23 protein-coding genes are annotated in these 21433 nt (G+C 50.0%); 17 read left to right on the top strand and 6 right to left on the bottom strand.

What is annotated here, in order from left to right:
* The first annotated feature begins 90 nt into the window (after nt 1–90).
* Nucleotides 91–915 (top strand): AraC family transcriptional regulator, encoded by an 825-nt coding sequence (locus FGI41_RS05175; protein ID WP_139488867.1) that lies wholly within the window; start codon nt 91–93, stop codon nt 913–915.
* 385 nt (nt 916–1300) lie between these two features.
* Here the strand turns inward: FGI41_RS05175 and FGI41_RS05170 are convergent, their stop codons facing one another.
* Nucleotides 1301–1726 carry a hypothetical protein gene (locus FGI41_RS05170; RefSeq protein ID WP_139488866.1) on the bottom strand — a complete coding sequence of 142 codons (426 nt, stop codon included), beginning with the start codon at nt 1724–1726 and terminating at the stop codon, nt 1301–1303.
* Between the two features lie 209 nt (nt 1727–1935).
* Here FGI41_RS05170 and FGI41_RS05165 point away from each other — a divergent pair, with 209 nt between their 5' ends.
* The 3 genes from FGI41_RS05165 (at nt 1936) to FGI41_RS05155 (ending at nt 5694) form a co-directional block, all read left to right on the top strand.
* Nucleotides 1936–2913, top strand: a complete 978-nt coding sequence (locus FGI41_RS05165) for an AAA family ATPase (protein WP_139488865.1) — start codon at nt 1936–1938, stop codon at nt 2911–2913.
* Between the two features lie 53 nt (nt 2914–2966).
* Nucleotides 2967–4265, top strand: a complete 1299-nt coding sequence (hflX, locus tag FGI41_RS05160; RefSeq protein ID WP_139489061.1) for a GTPase HflX — start codon at nt 2967–2969, stop codon at nt 4263–4265.
* Nucleotides 4266–4416: 151 nt separating this feature from the next.
* The gene (locus tag FGI41_RS05155) at nt 4417–5694 is read left to right on the top strand and encodes a methionine gamma-lyase family protein (RefSeq protein ID WP_139488864.1); all 1278 of its coding nucleotides are present in this window, start codon (nt 4417–4419) and stop codon (nt 5692–5694) included.
* Nucleotides 5695–5824: 130 nt separating this feature from the next.
* Here the strand turns inward: FGI41_RS05155 and brnQ are convergent, their stop codons facing one another.
* A complete protein-coding gene (brnQ, locus tag FGI41_RS05150; RefSeq protein ID WP_139488863.1) occupies nt 5825–7168 on the bottom strand; it encodes a branched-chain amino acid transport system II carrier protein in 1344 nt (447 codons plus the stop codon).
* A gap of 399 nt (nt 7169–7567) precedes the next feature.
* Here brnQ and FGI41_RS05145 point away from each other — a divergent pair, with 399 nt between their 5' ends.
* The 3 genes from FGI41_RS05145 (at nt 7568) to FGI41_RS05135 (ending at nt 10277) form a co-directional block, all read left to right on the top strand.
* Nucleotides 7568–7978 (top strand): MerR family transcriptional regulator, encoded by a 411-nt coding sequence (locus FGI41_RS05145; RefSeq protein WP_139488862.1) that lies wholly within the window; start codon nt 7568–7570, stop codon nt 7976–7978.
* Between the two features lie 55 nt (nt 7979–8033).
* Nucleotides 8034–9368, top strand: a complete 1335-nt coding sequence (gene glnA, locus FGI41_RS05140; RefSeq protein WP_139488861.1) for a type I glutamate--ammonia ligase — start codon at nt 8034–8036, stop codon at nt 9366–9368.
* A gap of 420 nt (nt 9369–9788) precedes the next feature.
* Entirely contained in the window at nt 9789–10277 is a 489-nt protein-coding gene (locus FGI41_RS05135; protein ID WP_139488860.1) for a DUF456 domain-containing protein, read from the top strand.
* 41 nt (nt 10278–10318) lie between these two features.
* Here FGI41_RS05135 and FGI41_RS05130 read toward each other — a convergent pair whose 3' ends face one another.
* Together FGI41_RS05130 and lexA are read right to left on the bottom strand one after the other, a co-directional pair.
* Nucleotides 10319–10675: a carboxymuconolactone decarboxylase family protein gene (locus tag FGI41_RS05130; protein ID WP_139488859.1), complete on the bottom strand. Its 357-nt coding sequence runs from the start codon at nt 10673–10675 to the stop codon at nt 10319–10321.
* A 301-nt stretch (nt 10676–10976) separates the two neighbouring features.
* A complete protein-coding gene (gene lexA, locus FGI41_RS05125) occupies nt 10977–11597 on the bottom strand; it encodes a transcriptional repressor LexA (protein WP_139488858.1) in 621 nt (206 codons plus the stop codon).
* A 156-nt stretch (nt 11598–11753) separates the two neighbouring features.
* Between lexA and yneA the strand changes: the two genes are divergently transcribed.
* The 5 genes from yneA (at nt 11754) to FGI41_RS05100 (ending at nt 15680) form a co-directional block, all read left to right on the top strand.
* Nucleotides 11754–12053, top strand: coding sequence for a cell division suppressor protein YneA (gene yneA / locus FGI41_RS05120; RefSeq protein ID WP_139488857.1), 300 nt, complete (start codon nt 11754–11756; stop codon nt 12051–12053).
* Nucleotides 12054–12126: 73 nt separating this feature from the next.
* On the top strand, nt 12127–12321 hold the full coding sequence (locus FGI41_RS05115) for a DUF896 domain-containing protein (RefSeq protein ID WP_139489060.1): 195 nt from the start codon (nt 12127–12129) through the stop codon (nt 12319–12321).
* An 81-nt stretch (nt 12322–12402) separates the two neighbouring features.
* On the top strand, nt 12403–12768 hold the full coding sequence (gene crcB, locus FGI41_RS05110; RefSeq protein WP_139488856.1) for a fluoride efflux transporter CrcB: 366 nt from the start codon (nt 12403–12405) through the stop codon (nt 12766–12768).
* A gap of 20 nt (nt 12769–12788) precedes the next feature.
* The gene (locus FGI41_RS05105; RefSeq protein ID WP_139488855.1) at nt 12789–13343 is read left to right on the top strand and encodes a GNAT family N-acetyltransferase; all 555 of its coding nucleotides are present in this window, start codon (nt 12789–12791) and stop codon (nt 13341–13343) included.
* Nucleotides 13344–13436: 93 nt separating this feature from the next.
* The gene (locus FGI41_RS05100; RefSeq protein WP_139488854.1) at nt 13437–15680 is read left to right on the top strand and encodes a HelD family protein; all 2244 of its coding nucleotides are present in this window, start codon (nt 13437–13439) and stop codon (nt 15678–15680) included.
* A 167-nt stretch (nt 15681–15847) separates the two neighbouring features.
* Here the strand turns inward: FGI41_RS05100 and FGI41_RS05095 are convergent, their stop codons facing one another.
* Nucleotides 15848–16150 carry a HesB/IscA family protein gene (locus FGI41_RS05095; RefSeq protein WP_139488853.1) on the bottom strand — a complete coding sequence of 101 codons (303 nt, stop codon included), beginning with the start codon at nt 16148–16150 and terminating at the stop codon, nt 15848–15850.
* Between the two features lie 257 nt (nt 16151–16407).
* Here FGI41_RS05095 and ltaE point away from each other — a divergent pair, with 257 nt between their 5' ends.
* Complete coding sequence (ltaE, locus tag FGI41_RS05090) at nt 16408–17439, top strand: low-specificity L-threonine aldolase (RefSeq protein WP_139488852.1); 1032 nt, start codon at nt 16408–16410, stop codon at nt 17437–17439.
* A gap of 119 nt (nt 17440–17558) precedes the next feature.
* Here the strand turns inward: ltaE and FGI41_RS24770 are convergent, their stop codons facing one another.
* Nucleotides 17559–17705 carry a hypothetical protein gene (locus FGI41_RS24770; protein ID WP_176560129.1) on the bottom strand — a complete coding sequence of 49 codons (147 nt, stop codon included), beginning with the start codon at nt 17703–17705 and terminating at the stop codon, nt 17559–17561.
* A 402-nt stretch (nt 17706–18107) separates the two neighbouring features.
* On the opposite strand from FGI41_RS24770, the gene FGI41_RS05085 reads away from it, so the two are divergent.
* The 4 genes from FGI41_RS05085 to FGI41_RS05070 all read left to right on the top strand — a co-directional run bounded on the left by FGI41_RS05085 (nt 18108) and on the right by FGI41_RS05070 (nt 21410).
* On the top strand, nt 18108–18881 hold the full coding sequence (locus FGI41_RS05085) for a GNAT family N-acetyltransferase (protein ID WP_139488851.1): 774 nt from the start codon (nt 18108–18110) through the stop codon (nt 18879–18881).
* A 113-nt stretch (nt 18882–18994) separates the two neighbouring features.
* Entirely contained in the window at nt 18995–19927 is a 933-nt protein-coding gene (locus FGI41_RS05080) for a lysophospholipid acyltransferase family protein (protein WP_139488850.1), read from the top strand.
* Nucleotides 19920–20408 carry a DedA family protein gene (locus tag FGI41_RS05075; RefSeq protein ID WP_176560128.1) on the top strand — a complete coding sequence of 163 codons (489 nt, stop codon included), beginning with the start codon at nt 19920–19922 and terminating at the stop codon, nt 20406–20408. Before FGI41_RS05080 ends, FGI41_RS05075 begins: the two co-directional genes overlap by 8 nt.
* Nucleotides 20409–20441: 33 nt before the next feature.
* Complete coding sequence (locus FGI41_RS05070) at nt 20442–21410, top strand: metal-dependent hydrolase (protein ID WP_139488848.1); 969 nt, start codon at nt 20442–20444, stop codon at nt 21408–21410.
* Nucleotides 21411–21433 lie beyond the last annotated feature (23 nt).

Here is a 21433-nt window from a genome sequence, read left to right as displayed (position 1 = left end):
AATTATAGAAAAGGAAACATTTTACCTTGCGAAAATTGCGAAACCGACCCACAATTTTTGCGCAGAGGAAAGTGGATGTGATGATTCGCAATGGAAATCAATATGGATTTGGGCCGGGCGGGTCTTCGGATCTTTCAATTACAGTCCGATCAGGCAGACGAACTGCACGGCCATGATAACGAATACCAAATCAGCCTCCCACTATCCGGCAGGCTCTTGATGCAATTAAATGATAAAATCCGTCCCGTCGATATTGGAGACCGGCTGATGGTCTGTCCCCACGACCGTCACCGCCATATTGCAACCGGCCAGACTGTTCAGATTATGTTGGTGGGGATCGACCGTCCCTTTATCGAACAGGTGGCGGCAGAGCAGTTGGGAATCCAGCAGGGGACGATTGATTTTGCCCGCTGGGATGAAGGAACGATCGATCCATTCCGCAAGCTTGCCGAGGCTGCCTTTGCCACGACGATGTACGGAGGAGGAGACCTGCTAAAACTGCAGGAGCTTGAACTGGAGGTGGCTCATCTGTTCCTCTCCCTGCAAAGAGGCAATCAGACAGAGCGCTACCATCGCTCATTGCCATATGTACAGCATCCGGCGCTCAAGCGTGCCATCGAGATGATTTATGATGACTACACCACGGATCTCTCACTGGACCGCCTGGCGATGGAAGTCAACGTGAGCAAATTTCATCTGATTCATCTATTCCGTGAGCAGGTGGGGGTCACACCAAGTCAATTCGTCAATCATGTACGCTTGGAGCGGGCGGAGTGGCTCTTGGTTCACTCGATGATGGATATTACTGCGATTGCGTTTGAAGTGGGCTTTGGCAGCTTGAGTGCATTCCAACGTGCTTTTAAAAAGAAATACGGAGCCAGCGCAAGCGAGTACCGTCAACAATTTTTTAGTTAGATGTATAGAACGTGCCGATCTGTCCATACTATTATCATCGGGCTCGGTGATCACAAAGGTCATACAGGATGATACCTTTTAGGAGGTTGATGTGCCTTCGATGCTTTAGTGATTCACCTCAGTGGAAATACCAGTTCACTTTGAGTATCTAACTTCTTCATGGAGGTAGATGTGCCAAAGAGAATGTTCGGTAATACCCTATAGCTGAGCCTGATGCGACCGTCTCCGTAAAGGGGACGGTTTTGCTTTTGGGGATGACAGTGTGAGGATGAACTGTTTTCCAGTCGCCTTTCCCCCTTGGAGAGGGGCCGGTCTCCTTACAAATAGTTCATCCTCACACTCTAACTATTATGGAGGAGTGGAAAAGAAAGATTTACATCTTAGCTTAACAAGTAATCCATACCTTCATCATCTTAATATCCATGTCGTGTTCAATCACTTTTTTATGATATTTTTTCGTAAACGCATGCTGCTCCACCAAGTAGGCTGTCTGCTTCGAGATGGCGTCGAGTCTGCGGTGAATTTTGTGGAACTCTTCGCTGTGTTCGCGGTTTTTGGTGCGAAGTTCTTCGATCGGGCCTTTTGCGCCGAGTAGGTCGATCTGCAGTGTAAGAATGTTTTGATTGGCGGTACTCATCTGTGTTTCGAGATTGGTTACCCGATCCGTCAGGCTATGGACAGCTGTCTGGAGGCCTGCCATCTCTTGCTTCATGGCCTTCATTTCCGCCCTCACCTCACGAAAGCCTTGATCCATCTTCTCGTCCAATTTTTTAATGCTGTTAACAAGTTCCAGTAAAATCGTTTCACTCATATGTCCCACGCTCCCTGCTCCCATCTTAGCATGCATGAAGAATCATCTCCGTTTCATAAAGGTCTTAATTTTTTCATGATCATACCACCAGTGCGTGGGACAAAAAAAGTCGTTTTGAAAACGCACAAATTATACAGGTTTTTCCCTGCCCAAGCGTATATTGATTGTATGAACAGGGTGGATCATCAAGCAGAAGGCAGGTGACCTGTGTGAAACAACAAGCAAGTGCAGCTACGACGCTCGTGCGCGATCCCGTTGAATCGCCGAATCGAATTCAGGTGGTGTTTCATCATCCGACGACACCCATTATCAAAGATAAAGCACCCGAATCACTGGGGGAGACGGTACGGACGACAGCAAGCGACCCGCTTCGGCTGATCATCGACGAGCTGGAGGCGATGATCGGACTTGCGGAAGCGAAGCGAGTCATGTATGAAATCTATGCCCTATTGCGGGTCAACCAGGAACGCGCCAAGCACCAGCTCAAAATAGAACAGCAGGTATACCACATGGTTTTCAAGGGGAGTCCGGGAACAGGGAAAACCACAGTAGCCCGTATTTTTGGCCGAATTCTCAAAGAAATGGGCATTTTGAGCAAGGGTCATCTGATCGAAGCGGAGCGGGCTGACTTGGTCGGGGAGTTCATCGGTCACACCGCCCAAAAAACACGGGAATTGATAAAAAAAGCGCTAGGTGGTATTCTGTTTGTCGACGAAGCCTATTCGCTGGCGCGCGGTGGGGAAAAGGATTTTGGCAAAGAAGCGGTCGATGTGCTGACCAAAGCGATGGAGGACCACAAAAATGAATTCATCTGCATTCTCGCCGGATACACCGATGAGATGGATGATTTCCTGATGTTGAATCCGGGGCTGCCGTCGCGCTTTCCGATCCAGATCTATTTCAATGACTATGATGTCGAAGAGCTGATGCAGATCGCTGAACAGATGATTGCAGTCAAGCAGTACCAGATGTCAACTGCCGCCAAGGACAAAATCCGCGTTCATCTGCACAAGCAAAAAAGCGACCCGTTCCTCGACGGCTTCAGCAATGCACGCTACATACGCAATATGATTGAGCAGGCGATTCGCGTGCAAGCGGTTCGGCTCTTGCAGACGGGGCAGCCGAGCCGTGAAGACTTGATGACCCTGCGTGCCGATGATTTCGTCTTTTCACAGATTCAATTCTGACGAGCGAAAATGGCTATACTATAGGAAGCAGTACCGTGAAAGGGCGTGAACATATGCACGATATGACTGACATCAAAAAGAGAGAGACTGCCATCCTCGTGGCAGCTGTACTCGATAATAAAGACGAAGAACGTCAGCGTCTGTCTCTGGAGGAATTGCACGAGCTGGCCAGAACGGCAGATGTAGAGGTACTCGACGTCATCATCCAGAACCGCGACCGTCTCGACAATGCATGGTTTCTGGGGACCGGTAAAATCGACGAGGTAGCCCACCGCGCACATGACCTGGGCGTAGATGTGGTCATTTTTAACGGAGAGCTGACGCCTGGTCAGACCCGCAACCTCGATAACCTGTTTGACTGCAAAGTGATCGACCGTACACAGCTGATCTTGGACATCTTCGCGGGGCGTGCACACTCCCGCGAAGGTAAAATCCAGGTCGAGCTGGCACAGTACAACTATATCCTTCCACGTCTCGCCGGACAGGGCAAGCAGCTCTCCCGTCTTGGCGGGGGGATCGGGACACGCGGTCCGGGTGAAACCAAGCTGGAGAGCGACCGCCGTCATATCCGCCGCCGGATCAGCGAGCTGAAGTCCCATCTCGAAGACGTCGTACGCACCCGCGCCCTGCACCGTGAGCGCCGCAAAAAGAACAAGGTGTTCCAGATCGCGCTGGTAGGCTACACCAACGCAGGCAAGTCCACACTGCTCAACCGCCTGACCCAAGCCGAGACACTCCAAGAGGACAAGTTGTTCGCTACACTCGATCCGACGACCCGTCAGCTTAAGCTTCCAGCCGGAGTGGATGTCCTGTTGACGGACACGGTTGGGTTTATCCAAGAGCTGCCGACCGCACTTGTCGCCGCATTCCGTTCCACACTCGAAGGAGTGCAGGAAGCTGACTTGATCCTGCATGTGGTAGACAGTCATCATCCAGACCTCGAAATTCACATGGAAGTAGTCGACCGTGTGCTCAAAGACCTCAAGGCAGACGACATCCCGCAGTTGACCGTCTTTAATAAGAAAGACTTGGTCCGTCCAGGCACATACCTGCCGCGTGTCGAAAACGCGATCCACATCTCTGCATTGAGTGACCGTGACCTGCAGTCCCTGATGGAACGAATGGAAGGCTACGTCATGCAGGCGTACAAAGAAATGACCCTTCGCATCCCATCAGACCGCGGAGATATCATTTCCATGCTGTATCGTGCGGGAGTGGAGATGTCACAGGAATTCGATGAGGACGCAGGTGAATATATCGTCAAAACGCGCCTCAACAACGACGATCCTCTGTACGGACGCATCTACCCGTTCCTCCAGGATAAGCCTGAGCGACAAGAAGAACTGTGGTAGGATAGCCTAACAATAGCCTGACTTCGCTGATTCACTGACTCACAGCTTTGATCCGACCTTCACCTGCGGCCCCCACCGTCTTGTGTGGTTCGCTGCAGGTGAATTTTTTGCGTTTGATTACATTGTTCATTAGAAAGGTGAGTTTTCAACTATGTTCCAACTCTTTTCCCACGGCGACAAGCTAAAACCAATCGTCGAACAAGTCGAAGAAATGATCCAAAGCCGCCACCGAGAGATCGCCCAGATGGTCGACTACAACCAGCTCAAAGTACTGCGTTCGTTCCAAAAGCATGAGGTGAGTGATTTCCACTTCTCCCCATCCACAGGCTATGGCTATGACGATACCGGACGAGCTACCCTTGAATCCATCTATGCTGACGTATTCGGCGGGGAAGCCGCACTCGTGCGAAACCACATCATCTCAGGTACGCACGCGATTGCGATCTGCTTGTTCGGTCTGTTGCGTCCAGGAGATGAGCTTCTTTATATCACCGGCAAACCATATGATACCCTTGAAGAAGTCGTCGGCGTCCGTGGCAACGGTCAAGGCTCGCTCAAAGACTACAACATCGGCTATAACTTCGTTCCGTTGACCGAATCCGGCGAGATTGATTTCCCGGCGGTTCAAGCAGCGATCAAGCCGAACACCAAAGTCATCGGCATCCAGCGCTCCCGTGGCTATGCGGACCGTCCATCATTCCCGATCGCCAAGCTGGAAGAGATGATCCGTTTTGTCAAGGAGATCAATCCGAACTTAATCGTTTTCGTTGATAACTGCTACGGCGAATTCACCGAAGATAAAGAACCGTTGCAAGTGGGCGCTGACATCATGGCAGGCTCCCTGATTAAAAACCCAGGCGGCGGGATTGTCAAAACCGGCGGCTACATCGTCGGCAAAAAGGAACTGGTCGAGCTGGCTTCCTACCGCATGGCTGCTCCAGGGATCGGTGGAGAAGGGGGGGCCTCTCTGTATTCGCTTCTGGAGATGTTCCAAGGATTTTTCCTCGCACCTCACGTTGTCGGAGAAGCGCTCAAAGGCGCTGTCTTTTCCTCCGCGATGCTGGAGCGCCTGGGCTTTCGTACCGATCCACTCTGGCACGAGCCACGCACCGACCTGATTCAATCGATCGAATTCGGTTCAGCCGAGCGTCTGATCACGTTCTGCCAAGGTATCCAAAAATCCGCCCCGGTTGATTCACACGTCACCCCGTACCCAAGCGACATGCCGGGCTACGCCGACGCGGTGATCATGGCGGCAGGAACCTTCATCCAAGGGGCGAGCATCGAGTTCTCCGCAGACGGCCCGATCCGCCCGCCATACCTCGGTTTTGTCCAAGGCGGTCTGACCTATAGCCATGTAAAAGTAGGCATTCTCACCGCACTGGACGGTCTTCTGGCAAAAGGCTTGCTGGAGCTCCCTGCCGAATAAGCGAGTAAGCGCATAGGCATAAAAAATACCTCCCTAAATGACGGACATAAGTCTCATTCAGCGGAGGTATTTTTCGTTTTCCTATTCATATGCCTAGTGGCTTAGATACTGATTGGTCAACCATAACAGCTTACTGAACAGATGGTGTGGTGGAGACGCTTGAATCGGTCTTCATTGGTCTTTTCGGTACAAACAGCAGCCCAGAGATGAACCCAACCAATGCAGGTATCACCCAGCCCAGTCCGACATCGTACAGCGGCACGACAGCGAGAAGCGCCTTGCCATTTTCACCTGCCAGAGAGGTCAGAGCCAACTCAACCAGACCGTAGATCACGACCAGTGAAATCGTGCTCACATAGATGTACGGATATCGGCGCAGACGGTGATCCATCAAGCCCATCAGAATCAGCATAATCGTCGCCGGATAAAGCAGACCCAGAATCGGCACAGAGACTTTCAGGATTTGCGTCAAGCCCAGATTGGACATCATCATGCTGACCAGGCAGAAGACAGAGACCCATACCTGATAAGAAAGACGCGGGAACATCGTGAAGAAATACTGGCTGCACGAAATGACCAAACCAATGGATACACACAGGCAAGCAACAGTAAAAATAACCCCCAGCACAATCGCACCAGCCTGCCCAAACAGCTGGTCAGCTACGATACTCAAGATTTGTGCCCCATTTTCAATCGGAGTTGAGATGTGGCTAGTCGCCCCCAGGAACCCGAGGATAAAGTAGACAGAGGTCAAGAGAATCGCAGCACCGACGCCAGCCCGTAACGTTTGGGACATCAATTGCTTCGGCTCCGTAATCCCACGCAAGCGCAGTGCACTCACCAGCACCAGCCCGATAATCGGAGAGCCCAGACCGTCCATCGTCATATAGCCGTCCAAAAATCCTTGGAAGAACGGTGAAGCAGCATAGTTGCCCTGTGCCGCCGGAAGCTCACCGATTGGCATCATGATTCGTTTGATAAAGACGATCAGCACCAGAATCAACAGCAGAGGCGTCAAGACTTTACCGAAGCGGCTCACCAATTTGGAAGGTTGCAGACTCAACCAATAAACGATCGAGAAAAAGACTACGGTATAAAGCAATAACGAGAACGGACTCACAGCCAGCTCAGCAGGTAAAAACTTGCTTAGCCCTACCTCATAAGCCAGGCTTCCCGCACGCGGAATCGCCAAAAACGGCCCAATCGCCAAATAAATCAGCAAGAAGAAGACGAAGGAAAACCATGGATGCACACGGCTGGCCAGCGATTGTACATCTCCGAGCTTCGCCAACACGACAACGCCCATGATCGGCATCGCTACAGCTGTCAGAATAAACCCAAGAAGGGAGACCCAGACATGCTCACCTGCCTGAAATCCAAGAAACGGAGGGAAAATCAGATTGCCTGCGCCAAAAAATAAGGAAAAGAGCATAAAGCTGATCAGTACGGTTTCTTTTTTTGTCTGACTTTCCACAAAAACATCCCCTTTTACAAAAACTCCTATATCCAAAAACTAAAAAATACGGTACATCCTTCGTTTTTATTGGTTTTTCCACCACCCCGAGAAAAAAATTAATTGGATTATAACAAAAATCGCCCTGCGTGCAACAGTACATAAAAAATATTTTAACAATAACGATTATTTATTGTTGCCGAATGTGGATTCAGTTGGAAAATACACATGCAAGTTCAAGTGATTACAGATGATCCACCATGTTGATGGCATAAACATTCGGAAATTAAAGTATGTAATATTTTCTGACGTCCATTGACAGACGCGTTGTGTTCGTTTTACAATAAGGGCAAGTGAGGTTTCCTTACATGAACAATGAAAGCTAAACCCACTATTATTGCACGCAAGGGGGACTGGATGATGAGTAATGAAATCCGTCGCAACATGGCCCTCTTTCCCATTGGGATCGTGATGAAGCTGACTGATCTGACAGCCAGACAGATTCGCTACTATGAACAGAATGATCTTATTCAGCCAGCACGTACGGAAGGTAAGCAGCGACTGTTCTCATTTAACGACGTAGACCGTCTGTTAGAGATTAAAGAACTGATCGAAAAAGGGCTGAACATTGCCGGCATCAAGCAGGTATTTGATCTGAAAGCTCCGATCACCATGGAGACAGAGATCACCGAGACTTCCGAGAAAACACGTAAAGAACTGACTGACAAAGAGCTGCATCAACTGCTCAAGCAACAAATCACCAACCCCGGTGCGTTTCGCCATGGCGAAAACGTGCTGTTACGTGGAGAGCTTTCCCGCTTTTTCCACTAAATAAATAGGGTCTGCCAATGAAGAAGAGAGATACGTTCAAGGAGGAGAAGAAATCGTGAGCCGTTACACAAAAGAAGACATTATGCGCTTTGCCCAAGAAGAAAACGTAAAATACATCCGTCTGCAATTTACAGACCTGTTGGGTGTAATCAAAAACGTAGAAATTCCGGTATCCCAGCTTGAAAAAGCATTGGATAACAAAATGATGTTTGACGGTTCTTCTATCGAAGGTTTCGTACGTATCGAAGAATCTGACATGTACCTGTTCCCAGACTTGGATACATGGGTAGTATTCCCATGGGGTACTGAGTTTGGTAAAGTTGCTCGTCTGATCTGCGACATCTATATGCCAGACGGTTCACCATTCGAAGGCGACCCGCGCTCCATCCTCAAAAAAGTAATGAAAGAAGCAGAAGATATGGGCTACACCGACTTCAACGTTGGTCCAGAACCAGAATTCTTCCTCTTCAAACTGGATGAAAAAGGCGAACCATCCCTTGACCTCAACGACCAAGGTGGTTACTTCGACTTCGCTCCACTTGACCTCGGCGAAAACTGCCGCCGCGATATCGTACTCACACTGGAAAAAATGGGCTTCGAAATCGAGGCATCTCACCATGAGGTAGCTCCAGGCCAACACGAAATCGACTTTAAATATGCCAACGCACTCCACGCAGCTGACCAAATCCTTACCTTCAAACTGGTAGTTAAAACCGTTGCTCGTCAACATGGTCTGCACGCAACCTTCATGCCAAAACCGCTCTTCGGCGTAAACGGCTCCGGTATGCACGCACACCAATCTCTCTTCAAAGGCAAAGAAAATGCGTTCTACGATGAGAGCGACGAACTGGGTCTGTCCCAAACAGCGAAGCACTACCTCGCAGGTATCTTGGCTCACGCACGCGGTTTCGCTGCGATCACCAACCCGCTTGTGAACTCCTATAAGCGTCTCGTACCTGGTTACGAAGCTCCTTGCTACGTAGCATGGTCCGCGAAAAACCGTTCTCCACTGGTTCGTATTCCAGCTTCCCGCGGTATGGGTACCCGTATCGAAGTTCGTAACCCAGACCCGGCAGCTAACCCATACCTCGCACTGGCTGTTATGCTCAAAGCTGGTCTCGACGGTATCAAAAAACAACTTCCACTGCCTGCAGCAGTTGACCGTAACATCTACGTGATGACTGAACCAGAGCGCGAAGCAGTAGGGATCGAAAGCCTGCCGTCCAGCCTCAAAGAAGCGATTGAGTGCCTCAAAGCAGACCCAATCATCTGCGAAGCACTTGGTGAGCACGCATTGGTTCACTTCGTAGAAGCAAAAGAAATCGAGTGGGATATGTTCCGTACCCGTGTTCACAACTGGGAGCGCGACCAATATTTCAGCACGTACTAATAGGAAACAGCTCTTTAAACGTTATTGTTTGGAAGAAACCGGGGTTATTTTTGACCTCGGTTTTTTTGTATGTTTTTTGGTGAGGGGAGAGCTGGCGGCTGGCAATCTGCTCGCCTTCTACATTCCCCTTCGTGAGAAGAAAAGACTGTCCGCTCCGTAAAAATCAAGGAGGGGACGGGTCAAAAAGGCTCGGGGAAGCATAGTCAAGCGATGGGGTTTGCCCCTTAGCCGAATCAGAGATGCATGCCATCCTTGATTTTTTCTCCGCTGAGCAGGGGGAATCTAAGAGGCTTGCATCTTGCCAGCCGCCTGCTCTCCCACCAGCCGAAGATGAATGAAACCTAACCAGACTTGCTTCGTATTATCCAATGTGACTTTCGAACAATAATGATTACAAGCATGTTAGTAGGAGGATTTACAATGGAAATGATTTTATGGGGAGTTATCGTACTCGCATTTCTGCTGAGTATTGCGGGGATCTTTTTACCGGTGATACCGGACACGATTTTGTTGTGGGTAGGGTTTTTGCTGTACCATTTCCTCGTGGCCGAACCGGGAATGGGATTGCCGGGGAGTTTTTGGTGGGGAATGGTGATCATCAGTATCCTGCTGTATGGAGCTGATCTGTTGACCAATATGTATTTCGTGAAGAAGTACGGCGGGTCCAAGTGGTCGTCCATCGGGGCAATGGCCGGTATCATTTTGGGGGTGTTCTTGTTCCCGCCGTTTGGTATGCTGATCTTCCCGTTTTTGATCGTCCTGGCAATTGAGATGGGGGGTCAAAAGCGCTCGGCCGATCAGGCTGTAAAAGTGGCGCTGGGTACGCTCGTTGCTTTTTTAAGCAGCGCCGTAGTGAAGGTTATCTTGCAGATCATTATGATCATTTGGTTCTTTATCGCAGTGGCGTAGTGAGGGGAGGGGGCCACTGTCAGTAGTCACATAAAAGCAGGTTATCTGAGTGGGTCAACCGGTGCTTCCTGGCTTTTGAACGCGTTGTAAGAGTTGATCGCGTGGCCTATGACCCCGCCTGCGGTGACTGCTGCACCGACGGAGACGGCTTCCATCAGTTCTTCGTAGCTGCCGCCCATTTTCTTGAAGCGCTCCACGTGAACCTCGATACAATACGGGCATCCGGTTACATGGGCGACAGCCAGCGCGATCAATTCTTTTGTCTTCAAGTCAAGGCTGCCAGCTTTAAACACGGCATGGTCGTAGGTCACGAAAGCAGGTCCAAATTGAGGAGCTTCCTTGATCGCTTGCGAAAACTTGCCGATATAGGACTTCTTGTACAACACATCTTCACTCATGATAAGACCTCCCAATGTATGTGACTAGGTTTCAGAACGTCTCGATTACGTGAATCGGGGCGTTCTTTTTTTGATCGGCAGCAAATCCAACTATCCCCACCGATTTGCTATGATTATATCAAGTTAAAATGGGGCGTCAACCACTTTATGTAATTTTTTTTATCATTTTAAATTCTTTTCAATAACAGGCTAGCTTAACAGGTCAGGGTTTGATTCAAGTAAACAAAAAGGGGGACAAAAAAAGAAGAAGCTGCTGATGAGCTTCTTCCTGAGCGTTCTATGATTCTATGAATCTCTTATTCTAGTGAACCAGACGATAGACACCAATGACTTTACCCAGAATCATCACATGATCTAGAATAATCGGTTCCATCTGAGAATTTTCCGGCTGCAGACGGAAATGAGTCTTTTCTTTAAAGAAACGTTTGACGGTTGCCTCGTCTTCTTCGGTCATAGCAACAACGATATCGCCATTGTTCGCGACGTTTTGCTGACGTACGATCACATAGTCTCCGTCCAAAATACCGGCTTCAATCATCGATTCACCCGATACACGCAGCATGAACACATTGTCGGAACTGACGATATTTTCAGGTAGCGGGAAGTACTCTTCGACCGATTCAATCGCCGTAATCGGCAGACCCGCAGTTACTTTCCCCAATACAGGGACGCGTATGATGCGGTCTTCCAGTTCTTCTGGGATTCTGGTTTCGTCGAGCAGTTCGATGGCGCGTGGTTTGGTTGGGTCGCGTCGAATCAGTCCCTTTTTCTCCAGGCGGGCCAGATGTCCGTGCACAGTGGAGCTGGAAGCAAGTCCAACCGCCTCTCCGATCTCGCGTACAGATGGCGGATAGCCTTTGTCTTTTACTTCTTTACGTATAAAATCAATGATAGCTTGCTGGCGATTTGATAGTTTTGACATATCGACACCTCATTTGCTCGGAACCTATTATTTCCTCCATTATAGCATGGGAATTTGCGTTCGACAAACATTAGTTCGTGGTTGGGCTTGACTTGAACATTTGTTCGTATTAAGATAGAAAAAAGAGATGAGAACAAACGTTTGGAGAGGTGCTGTATGATGATTCGTTTAGGTATGACACGCGGTCAAGCTCTGTTGTTGGTATTGGTGATGGCGTTGGTTTATATAGGGGTGATTTCCTTGTTTGCCACAGGTGAGGCCAAGGCAGAGCAGGCACTCTCCTACCATGAAGTAACCGTACAGAGAGGCGATACGATCTGGCATTTGGCCAGCCGTTATCACGAAAAAGCAGGGATGAGTGTGTCAGAACTGGCCGATGCCATCATGGAGCATAATGAACTGAGCGGAGCCCTCATCTATCCAGGGAAGAATCTGCGCATCCCCGTAGAATCATAACGGCCCATTTCCATTTCCCCTAACCCCAATCTATGCTACAATGATTGAACACCGCAAGACAGGGGGAACCATGATGGTAACAGATGCTGAAATCAAACGAATCAACGAATTGGCCAAGAAAGCCAAAGAATCTGGTTTAACCGCCAGTGAAAAGGAAGAACAACAGGCACTCCGCCAAAAATATATCGACGCTGTGAAGACTTCTCTCAGAGCCAACTTGGATAATATCAAGTTTGTAGACGAAGAAGACAACAAGCCGAAGCACTAATAGTTTCAGACATCATAGAAGGCAGAAGGTCGATGTTCACGATCTCTCTGCCTTTTTGATTGGAAAAAGGGAGGCTGTCTGATGAACTGGATGATGGTAGCTGTGGGAGGTGCAGCAGGCTCACTCTTACGCTACGCACTGGGCTTGACTTTGAATGTACCGTCTTGGCCGTACGGCACATGGCTCGCCAATGTACTTGGCTCGTTTTTGATCGGTTTTTTCTTCGTATGGGGTAAGGAAAAGGCAGGGATATCACCTGAACTGTACATCCTGTTGACCACGGGTATGATGGGCGGATTCACTACCTTTTCTACGTTTTCACTCGAAGTGGTAACTATGACCATGCAAGGCAACGTGTTAAAAGCAATCCTGTATGCCACAGGAAGCGTCATCGTCGGCCTGCTTGCGGCCTATGCAGGCGTTTTAGCGGGACGTCAGGTTCTATAATTCAATAGGGAGTGTAGCCGATGGACAAGATACATAAGATCATCCGACTCAAAGATGGCAGGACTTGTTTGATTCGTCCAGCAGTCCCGGCCGATGGTGCTGAATATTTGCGATATCTTCATATGATTTCGGGAGAGAGTGACTATCTGTCTTTTGGAGTGGGGGAGCTGACCGACACGCCTGAGGATGTCAGGGATTCCATCGCGGCCATGAGTACGGTGCGTAATCATCTTTCTCTGATGGCTCTTGTGGATGGTCAGATTGTTGCGAATTTGACTTTTCGCGGAGGGCATCGTCCACGTACCGCACATGTGGGTGAATTCGGTGTCAGCGTGTTAAAAGAATACTGGGGGCACAGAATCGGCCCTATTTTGATGGAGCAAATGATTGAGTGGGCCAAAGCCTCCGGACTGATCCGCAAAATTAATCTTCGTGTGCGACCGGATAATGTGCGGGGGATCGCGATTTACGAACGGTTCGGGTTTCAGCGGGAAGGGGTATTAACCCGCGACATGGTGATCGACGGTGTCTTTTATGATGCGGTCTTGATGGGGCTGTTCATTGATCCATGCTGATAACTCCCGCATTCTCTTGGCTTATCCTCCCTCATCTGGTAACATAGTAAGACTGACTACAAGATGGATTGCCGTCATTAGGAGGGGTGAATCGTGACCATTCGTCATGCGGCGTTTGAGGAAGAACAACAGCGATTAGACAAAACCATGCAGATTATTGATAAGGAAATCACCCAATTGCGGGCAGATCTGCAGGAAGCCACCGATGATACGGTAAAACAGATGGTGAATGCGACCAAAGCCAGAGACCTGTTTCATCTGGAGGGTTCTCGTCAGAAGCCGTATTTTGGCCGAATCGACTTTTTAAAAGATGAGACATATGAGTTAGACAGTGTCTACATCGGAAAGCGCGGTGTGGTCGACAGCGACACCATTGACGCTGTTGTGATCGACTGGCGTGCGCCGATTGCAGGTCTTTACTACACCGGTGAGAGCAAAGATGCTTTTTACCGTACTCCCCAAGGCATTGTGCGCGGAGAGGTCAGATTAAAGCGCAACTTCGCCATTGAGGACGGCGAGATCAAAGGCATCTACGACGGTGCGCTCAAAGAAACGATTAACCGTGAGATGGGCGACCCAGACGAGTTTCTCGATGAGGGCTTTATCGATGAATTCCTCGCATCAAGCCTCAATGAAACCAATGACAGCCGACTCAAGGATATCGTCGCCACCATCCAAAGTGAGCAAAACGAAATCATCCGCGCTGACAAAGATCGTGCCGTCGTTGTGCAGGGGGTAGCGGGCAGTGGTAAGACGACGATCGCTTTGCATCGTCTCTCCTATTTGATCTACAACTATCAACAGATTGCTTCCAAGCGGTTTATGGTGTTTGCCCCGAATAAACTGTTTCTGAATTACATATCAGACGTACTGCCAGAACTGGGTGTAGACGATGTACAGCAATCCACTTTTACCGAGTGGGCGGCCAAACAGATCAAGTCCGAACTGCCTAAAGGCTGGCGGATTCTTGACCCGAGTAAGCCATTGCACCTGTTCTTTGAAAACAAATCCAATCAGGACCGCGAAAAAGAGATCGCGTGGAATCGCATGCATTTTAAAGGTTCGCGCGCCTTCCGCGATACGTTGGAAGCGTACACCCGCTATCTGTTAGAAGAACTGATCCAGTACAAATCACTCCGTTTCATCTATAAGAAAACAGAGCATGTATTTGAGATCAAGGGTGCCGAGATCAAGCAGCTGTTTCTCGAAGAGTTTGCCCATCTTCCATTCCAAAAGCGGTTGGATGCTTTGCGCAAGCATTTGAAGCAGGTCATGACCAAGCAGTTCTACACGCATTTGCGCGAGAACAAGATCGATCTGGATAAAAACGGACTGATCAAGTTTGAAAAGCAGATCGAACAGGTACTCGACAGATATCTGGAAAAATGGCCGACCATGGAAGTGTTCACGACGTACCGTGAGATCGTCACCAATCAGGAGTTGCTCCGCAAATTGACTCCTGCTGAGGTAGCAGATCAGGTGGTAGCTGACACAGTCACCTCGTCCACCGAGATCTATGAGCAGGAGCGTCTGGAAGTCGAGGACTTGGCAGCATTGATCTACTTGAAAAATCTGATCATCGGGATCGAGACCGATCAGTTTGACCATACCATCGTGGACGAAGCCCAGGACTTGAGCGTGATGGAGATCGCTGTGGTGTCACTTGTGACCAAAAGCAACTCAGTAACGATTGTGGGCGATATTGCACAAGGAATCCATGCGTATCGCGGTCTGCATACATGGGAAGAGATCATTGAGGGAGTATTTAAGCGGCAGCGGGTTGATTTCTATACATTGGAGCAGAGCTATCGTTCCACCATTGAGATCATGCGTTGGTCCAACCGAATGCTAGAGAGGGCACAGGCGGAGACTGACATCGAAGGTCTCACGTTTGCCAAACCTGTAGTCCGCCATGGCGAGGAGCCGAAACTGTTCACATGCACAAGTCGTGCTGAGATGCTTGCTGACGTGGTCAGACGCGTGGAAGAACTGAGCCAGAAGCTTTCCTCCATCGCCATCGTGACTAAAACCATTGAGCAAAGCAAGAAAATCCACAAATCTCTGAAAGACAAACTCCAAGACCTCGCCTTGCTCGGCGTCAAGGACACGGAATATCCGGGTGGAGTCACGGTTATGCCAGCATACTTGACGAAGGGATTACAGTTTGACGTCGTGATCCTACTTGATGTTGACGCAGAGAACTATACGATCAATGAGATGGACGCGAAGCTGCTCTATGTTGCTATGACTCGTCCTGTTCACAAGCTCTTTATCTATGTGACAGGTGAGCATACACCATTGTTGGCAGGGGAGAGCGTGCAGGAGATCGAGCTGTAAACGAGATCGAGGCATAAACGAGGTCAAAGCGTATACGAGGTCGAAGCATAGACGGATCGAAGCGTAAACGAGACCAAGGAAAGCGCCTAGGATTGTAACAGATAAAAAAAGCGTGGAATGCCAGCAGGCGCTCCACGCTTTTTTCGTAGATGGTTATGTACTTACTCTTAGTGATCGCCGTGGTTACCTTTAGAAGGGTTGGTGATGACAAAGCCTTCTTCTGGAACGTACAGATAATCAACTACAACGCCGTCGAGGAACTCGTTGTCTTTTGCGAGAACAACGTCGATTTCTTTATCGGTAGAAACTACTTCGTCATTGTCGGTTGGTTTGTCCAGAGCAAGGCCGTAGTGAGCATGGCTGCCGTGGCTGTGGGTTACGTAGACGCGAAGTTTCAGATCTTTATCTTCTTCTTGGGCCAAGATTTCGCTTAATTTTTTAGCAGCGTTGCGGGTGATTTTGCATTTCATCGTCTTATTCTCCTTTACTGTGTAAAAAGGTTATTCCCACTATACCAGAGTTGAAAAGCAGTTGGCAATCAGAGCCACTCGCGCAAGTGCGAAAAAATCTGCTATGATAGGAAAACGGGTGAGTTGTCAGATGAGCTTGGCAATTCAGTTGATAGATCCTTTGTTGTATTGATGAAATGATTGGCAGAAATGATGCCTGATGAGAGAGCGAATGCTTAATTGAAGGCTTACCGATAGAGAAAAAAGGAGTGTACCTCATGACAATTGATTTGCGAAGTGACACCGTAACCAAACCGACAGAAGCAATGATTCAGGCGATGACCAATGCCGAAGTGGGCGATGATGTGTATGGTGAAGACCCAACGGTGAACCGCTTAGAACAAGTGGCAGCCGAGTTGTTGGGCAAAGAAGCGGCGTTGCTTGTCACCAGCGGTACCCAGGGCAACCAGATCGCGGTACTGTCTCATTGTCAAAACGGGGAAGAGATCATTTTGGAAGAGGATTCCCACATTTTCTATTACGAAGGAGGAGCCGTTGCGGCGCTTGCGGGTGTACAGACGAGAACGCTCCAAGGGGTTCGCGGTGCTCTGACGGGTCAACAGGTCGCCAAGGCGATTCGTGCCAAAGACATCCATGCACCGCGTACCGGTCTGGTGTGTCTCGAAAATACGCACAACCGCGCAGGTGGAGCAGTAGTAACGCCTGAGCAGATGAAAGATGTTTACGATGTGGCGTATTCCCGTGGGGTTCCTGTGCATGTGGATGGGGCTCGTCTGTTCAATGCAGCGGTTGCGCTTGGTGTGGATGTGACTGCTTTTACGCAATATACCGATACAGTACAGATCTGCCTGTCCAAAGGCCTTAGCGCCCCGGTTGGCTCGATCCTTGCGGGTTCCCGCGATTTTATTGAAAATGCGCGTTGGTGGCGTAAAAAGCTGGGTGGCGGGATGCGTCAGGCCGGTTTTATCGCTGCGCCGGGAATCCTTGCCTTGATTGAGATGGTGGACCGACTGGCAGAAGACCATGCACACGCGAAGCTGCTCGCGGCAGGACTGCAAGCTCTTTCCCTTGAGGTGATGCCGGTTGAGACCAATATCGTGTTGATGGATACCGCGAAGACTGGGATTGCAGCGGTCGACTTTTTGGCAAAATTAGAGGAGCGTGGCATCCGCGCTGTCCGATTTGACGACTATCTGGTGCGCTTCGTGACCCATCGTCACATCGGGGAAGCGGATATCCGCCGTACAGTGGAAGCGGTGGAGCACATCCTGACTACCGTGGTGAAATAAATAGACAGATAAAAAAGAGTGCCATTTCTCCTGAGGAAATTCATCCTTGGTGAAAATCGGGCACTCTTTTTTTATAGCTTTCGCTTTGGGATCACTGCTTACCGATCCATGCCTACAGATCACATCGGGTCAGACCAGGCGCTCCAGTCGATCAGGTCGTAATAATATTCCTCGTCGCGCGGAGGATAAGACATTTCATACAGATCCTGCAGCAGCGCGTCCGATGGTTCGACCAGTCGGTTTGGATCGTATTGTTGCAAAGACATTTCCAATCCCCTCCTTTTTCTTCCGTAGTCTGCCCCATTCACGGGAAAACATGTGTGGCAGCAGGGGATCAATGGGGTGAAGAATCATGGGGCTGGAGGTGCACGAATGGGGAGTTGGGAATTCAAAAGAAGAGGGGAGAAGCAGCTCGCAGAGATGGAGGGAGGTACATAAAGATGGAGTCGATTTGGAGAAAAATAAAGGAATTTTTAAAGCATATAGTCAGAAATAGCACAACAGCAACCATGACAGCGCTTCCCCGATGCATTCAATGTTTTACAAAAAAATTAATCCCTCCCCCAACTAAGTTTCGACCCTGCCTCGTACAATGGGAAGGGAAGACATTCCATCAGTTGGAGAATCAATCAGGGTTGGTTTGACATTCAACGGAAGGTGTGATGACTATGAGTCAATCTTCACCCGCTTGGAACATGCAGAACCCGGAGCTGACCGTCTCTTTGGCAAAAACCAGTGAGGAGATCGAGCAGGCACTGCGGCTGCGGTATCAAGTGTTTGTCGTTGAGGAACAGAACCCCAATCTCATCAATGATCACGGCATCGAAACCGATGAATACGACGTCTATTGCGACCACCTCATCATCAAGGATCAAGCAACCAGTCAAGTGATCGGCACCTATCGGCTGTTGCCGGGCGAGCGGGCCATCTTGCACAACGGGTTTTACTCCGAGACCGAGTTTGACCTCACAGGCTTTGAGGCATGCAAAAAACAGGCACTGGAGCTGGGGAGAAGCTGTATTGCCGAGGAGTATCGCGGCGGCAAAGCGATTCAACTGCTGTGGGAAGGCATTGCGCAGTATATTAGTGAGCATGGTCAGTCCTACCTGATCGGCTGTGCCAGCATTCCGACACCCACCCTTGCCGAGCTTAACGAACTGTACTCGATGCTTTGCAGGAAGGACGCGATCACCGAAACCTATGGCATCCGGCCGCTACCGAAAAACCGCATCGACGGCTTGCAGGCTATCGAATTAGCGGGCGAAGAAAAGGAACTGTTCCGCAGGCTGCCTCCCTTGATGAAGGGCTACTACTGGCTTGGCGCACAGATTGCGGGTGAGCCTGCCTATGACCCGGTGTTTCGCACGACTGACTTTTTCATTCTGCTGGATCGGGAACACATCTCGAAAAAGTACAAAAAACACTTCCTCAAAAAGTACTAGCGTTGGGCGCAGGTAAAGCCTTGGAGAGAAACCTGCCTACAGAGAGAAAAGAGGAGCAATCCGTAGTTGTACCCTTGGACAGAATCGGCACAACAACGAGAGGGGGAAGCGTTTTGTACCAGTGGATTGAAAAAGTCACCACCGATCCAGGCAAGATGGAGAGACTAGTTCGCTATCTTGGCTGGATCCCTAAGCCTGTTATTCTCCTGTTCTGCTGGATCGGCGGGCGACTCATCTACAGTCGTGCCGTCCTATTTCGCAACAACGTACAGCAAAACATGCAAGAGCTCATGCCCGAATACAGCCGACAGCAGGTTCAACAGGTAACCCAGCGGTATTTTCGTAATTTTTTCATGATCCTTTATGAACTGATGGTTGAGTCTAAACGTTGTAAGCAGGCCGAAGATTGTCCCTATTGGCTCGAAGGCGAGGAATACCTGCAGAACGAGCTGGCTAAGGGCAGAGGAGCGATCCTGTTTGCACCGCATATGGGGAATTTTTTTATGTATTATTGGTACCTGTCACAAAAATATGATTGCCTGACCGTAGCTACCGCCGGGAGTGCAGAGCTGCGCCCGATTTATCTGGCGTTTCAGGACATGGGCTGCAAGGGCTTGGATTATGACTCCACACCGCCGCTGACGCTGTTTCGCCAGATTCGTCGGCACTTGCAAAAGAACGGGGTTGTGCTTTTATTTGGGGACTTTTATCGGCCCAGCTTTCCTACCGCCACTTTTTTCAACCGCAAGACAAATACGCCGAGCGGTACAGCGGTGCTGGCGATGGAGAATCAAGCGCCCATTATTCCATTCTATGGGTTTCGTAAAAAGGGCTTTCAGCATAAATTGGTGTTTGAGTCACCCTTATACCTACATGCCCGATATGATAAGTCGAGATTGTCGGAAGCGCTCAATGAACTGAACGGGATTCTAGAACAGATCGTGCGGCGTGTGCCGACGGACTGGTTCTATTGGTTCAACGTAGAGGAACGGTGGCAGGAGCAAGCATCAGTGGAGGATGAGGCTGGAGGTGTGTGCGGTGGTTGAATCTCTATTCCCGCTGATCCAGGAGCATGGACTGTGGCTGTTGTTTGTGGTCTTGGTCGCGGGAATTATCGGGTTTCCCATACCCGATGAAGCGGTGCTTGTCTTTGCCGGTGTGCTGGTCGTCAAAGGGCTGATGGCGCTAATCCCCACCTTTTTGGTCAGTCTTGCGGCCGTCTGGGTCGGCAGTCTGTTCAACTATTGGATCGCCTCCCGATTAGGAACGCTCAAGCTGATGCGGCTCGCCAAAAGGTGGCGGTTTCCCGTCAGGCGATATAAGCGGCCGATCCGCTGGCTGAGACGATACGGATTCTGGTCGATTCCATTTTCCTACTTTATTCCGGGTGTTCGCATCGGGATTTCCTACGGGGCCGGATTATTACGATTCCCCCTGCACTCCTTCCTCGTCAGTTCAGCACTTGGCGCCGTCGCATGGGTCAGCCTTTATGTGCTGGCGGGAGGGTGGGCAGGTTCCTATATGTAAAAATGAAACGCAAAACAGGAGGCATTAACGAGGATGGATACGGGAAGTCATCTGTTGTTTGGTTGCAGTCTGGCCGGTCTTGCTTGTGTAGACCCCGTCGTAGCACAAAATCCTGAGCTGGTCACAGCAGTTGCGATGTGTACCCTGATCGGCTCGAACGCACCCGATCTTGACACGGTGGTTCGGGTCAAGGGCTACGCTTCCTATGTGCGGTATCATCGCGGCATCACCCACTCGATCCCTGCGTGGTTCATCTGGCCTGCCGTGATTGCGCTGCCGATTGCGTTTTTCATGCATCTGGAGTCGTATATCTGGACCCTGTATTTGTGGGCATTTCTCGCGGTTGTGTTTCACATCTTCCTCGATGCGCTCAATACCTATGGCGTGCAGTGTTACCGCCCGGTTACGAAAAAGTGGATTCACTACGACATCCTGGCGATTTTTGAGCCGCTGTTGTTTGTGCTGCATCTGGCCGGGGTGGTTCTCTGGCTGTCTGGGGTGTGGGAGGCGGGAGCGATTTTTACGACAATCTATCTCGCCACGTTCGCCTATATCGGGATGCGGATCTGGCAGCACCGCCTTGTGGTGAAACGAGTGGAGCAGCACCTCGGCGACGTGATCAAAGGTACATGTCAGGTGCAGCCGACCTTTCATTGGTTCCGCTGGTCGTTTGTCGCTGAGGGGGAGGACTGCTACTACACGGGGGAAGTCGCCAATCAGCAGGTGCTGGTGCGTGACTCCTACGGGAAGACCAGCTCCGATCCGATCGTCTACGCGACGCTTCAGACAGATGGTGTGCGGGCGTTCCTGCATATCGCGCAGCTGATCCATGTGACGTACAAAGAGCTGCACGACGGCTATGAGGTGATCTGGAGCGATGTGCGCTTTTGGCACAACCGCAAGTTGCCGTTCGGCGTGGATGTGCGGCTGGATAAGAACCTGCGTGTAGTGAAGTGCTCGTTTGGCTGGAGGAAAAAGGCGTGGGAAGCGCCGTATGTGTGAAACGTACCGTTTGCGTGAAGGTA

The sequence above is a fragment of the Brevibacillus dissolubilis genome, from assembly GCF_006170445.1.
GTDB lineage: Bacteria > Bacillota > Bacilli > Brevibacillales > Brevibacillaceae > Brevibacillus_B > Brevibacillus_B dissolubilis.
This window is presented reverse-complemented; position numbering and strand designations above follow the sequence as displayed.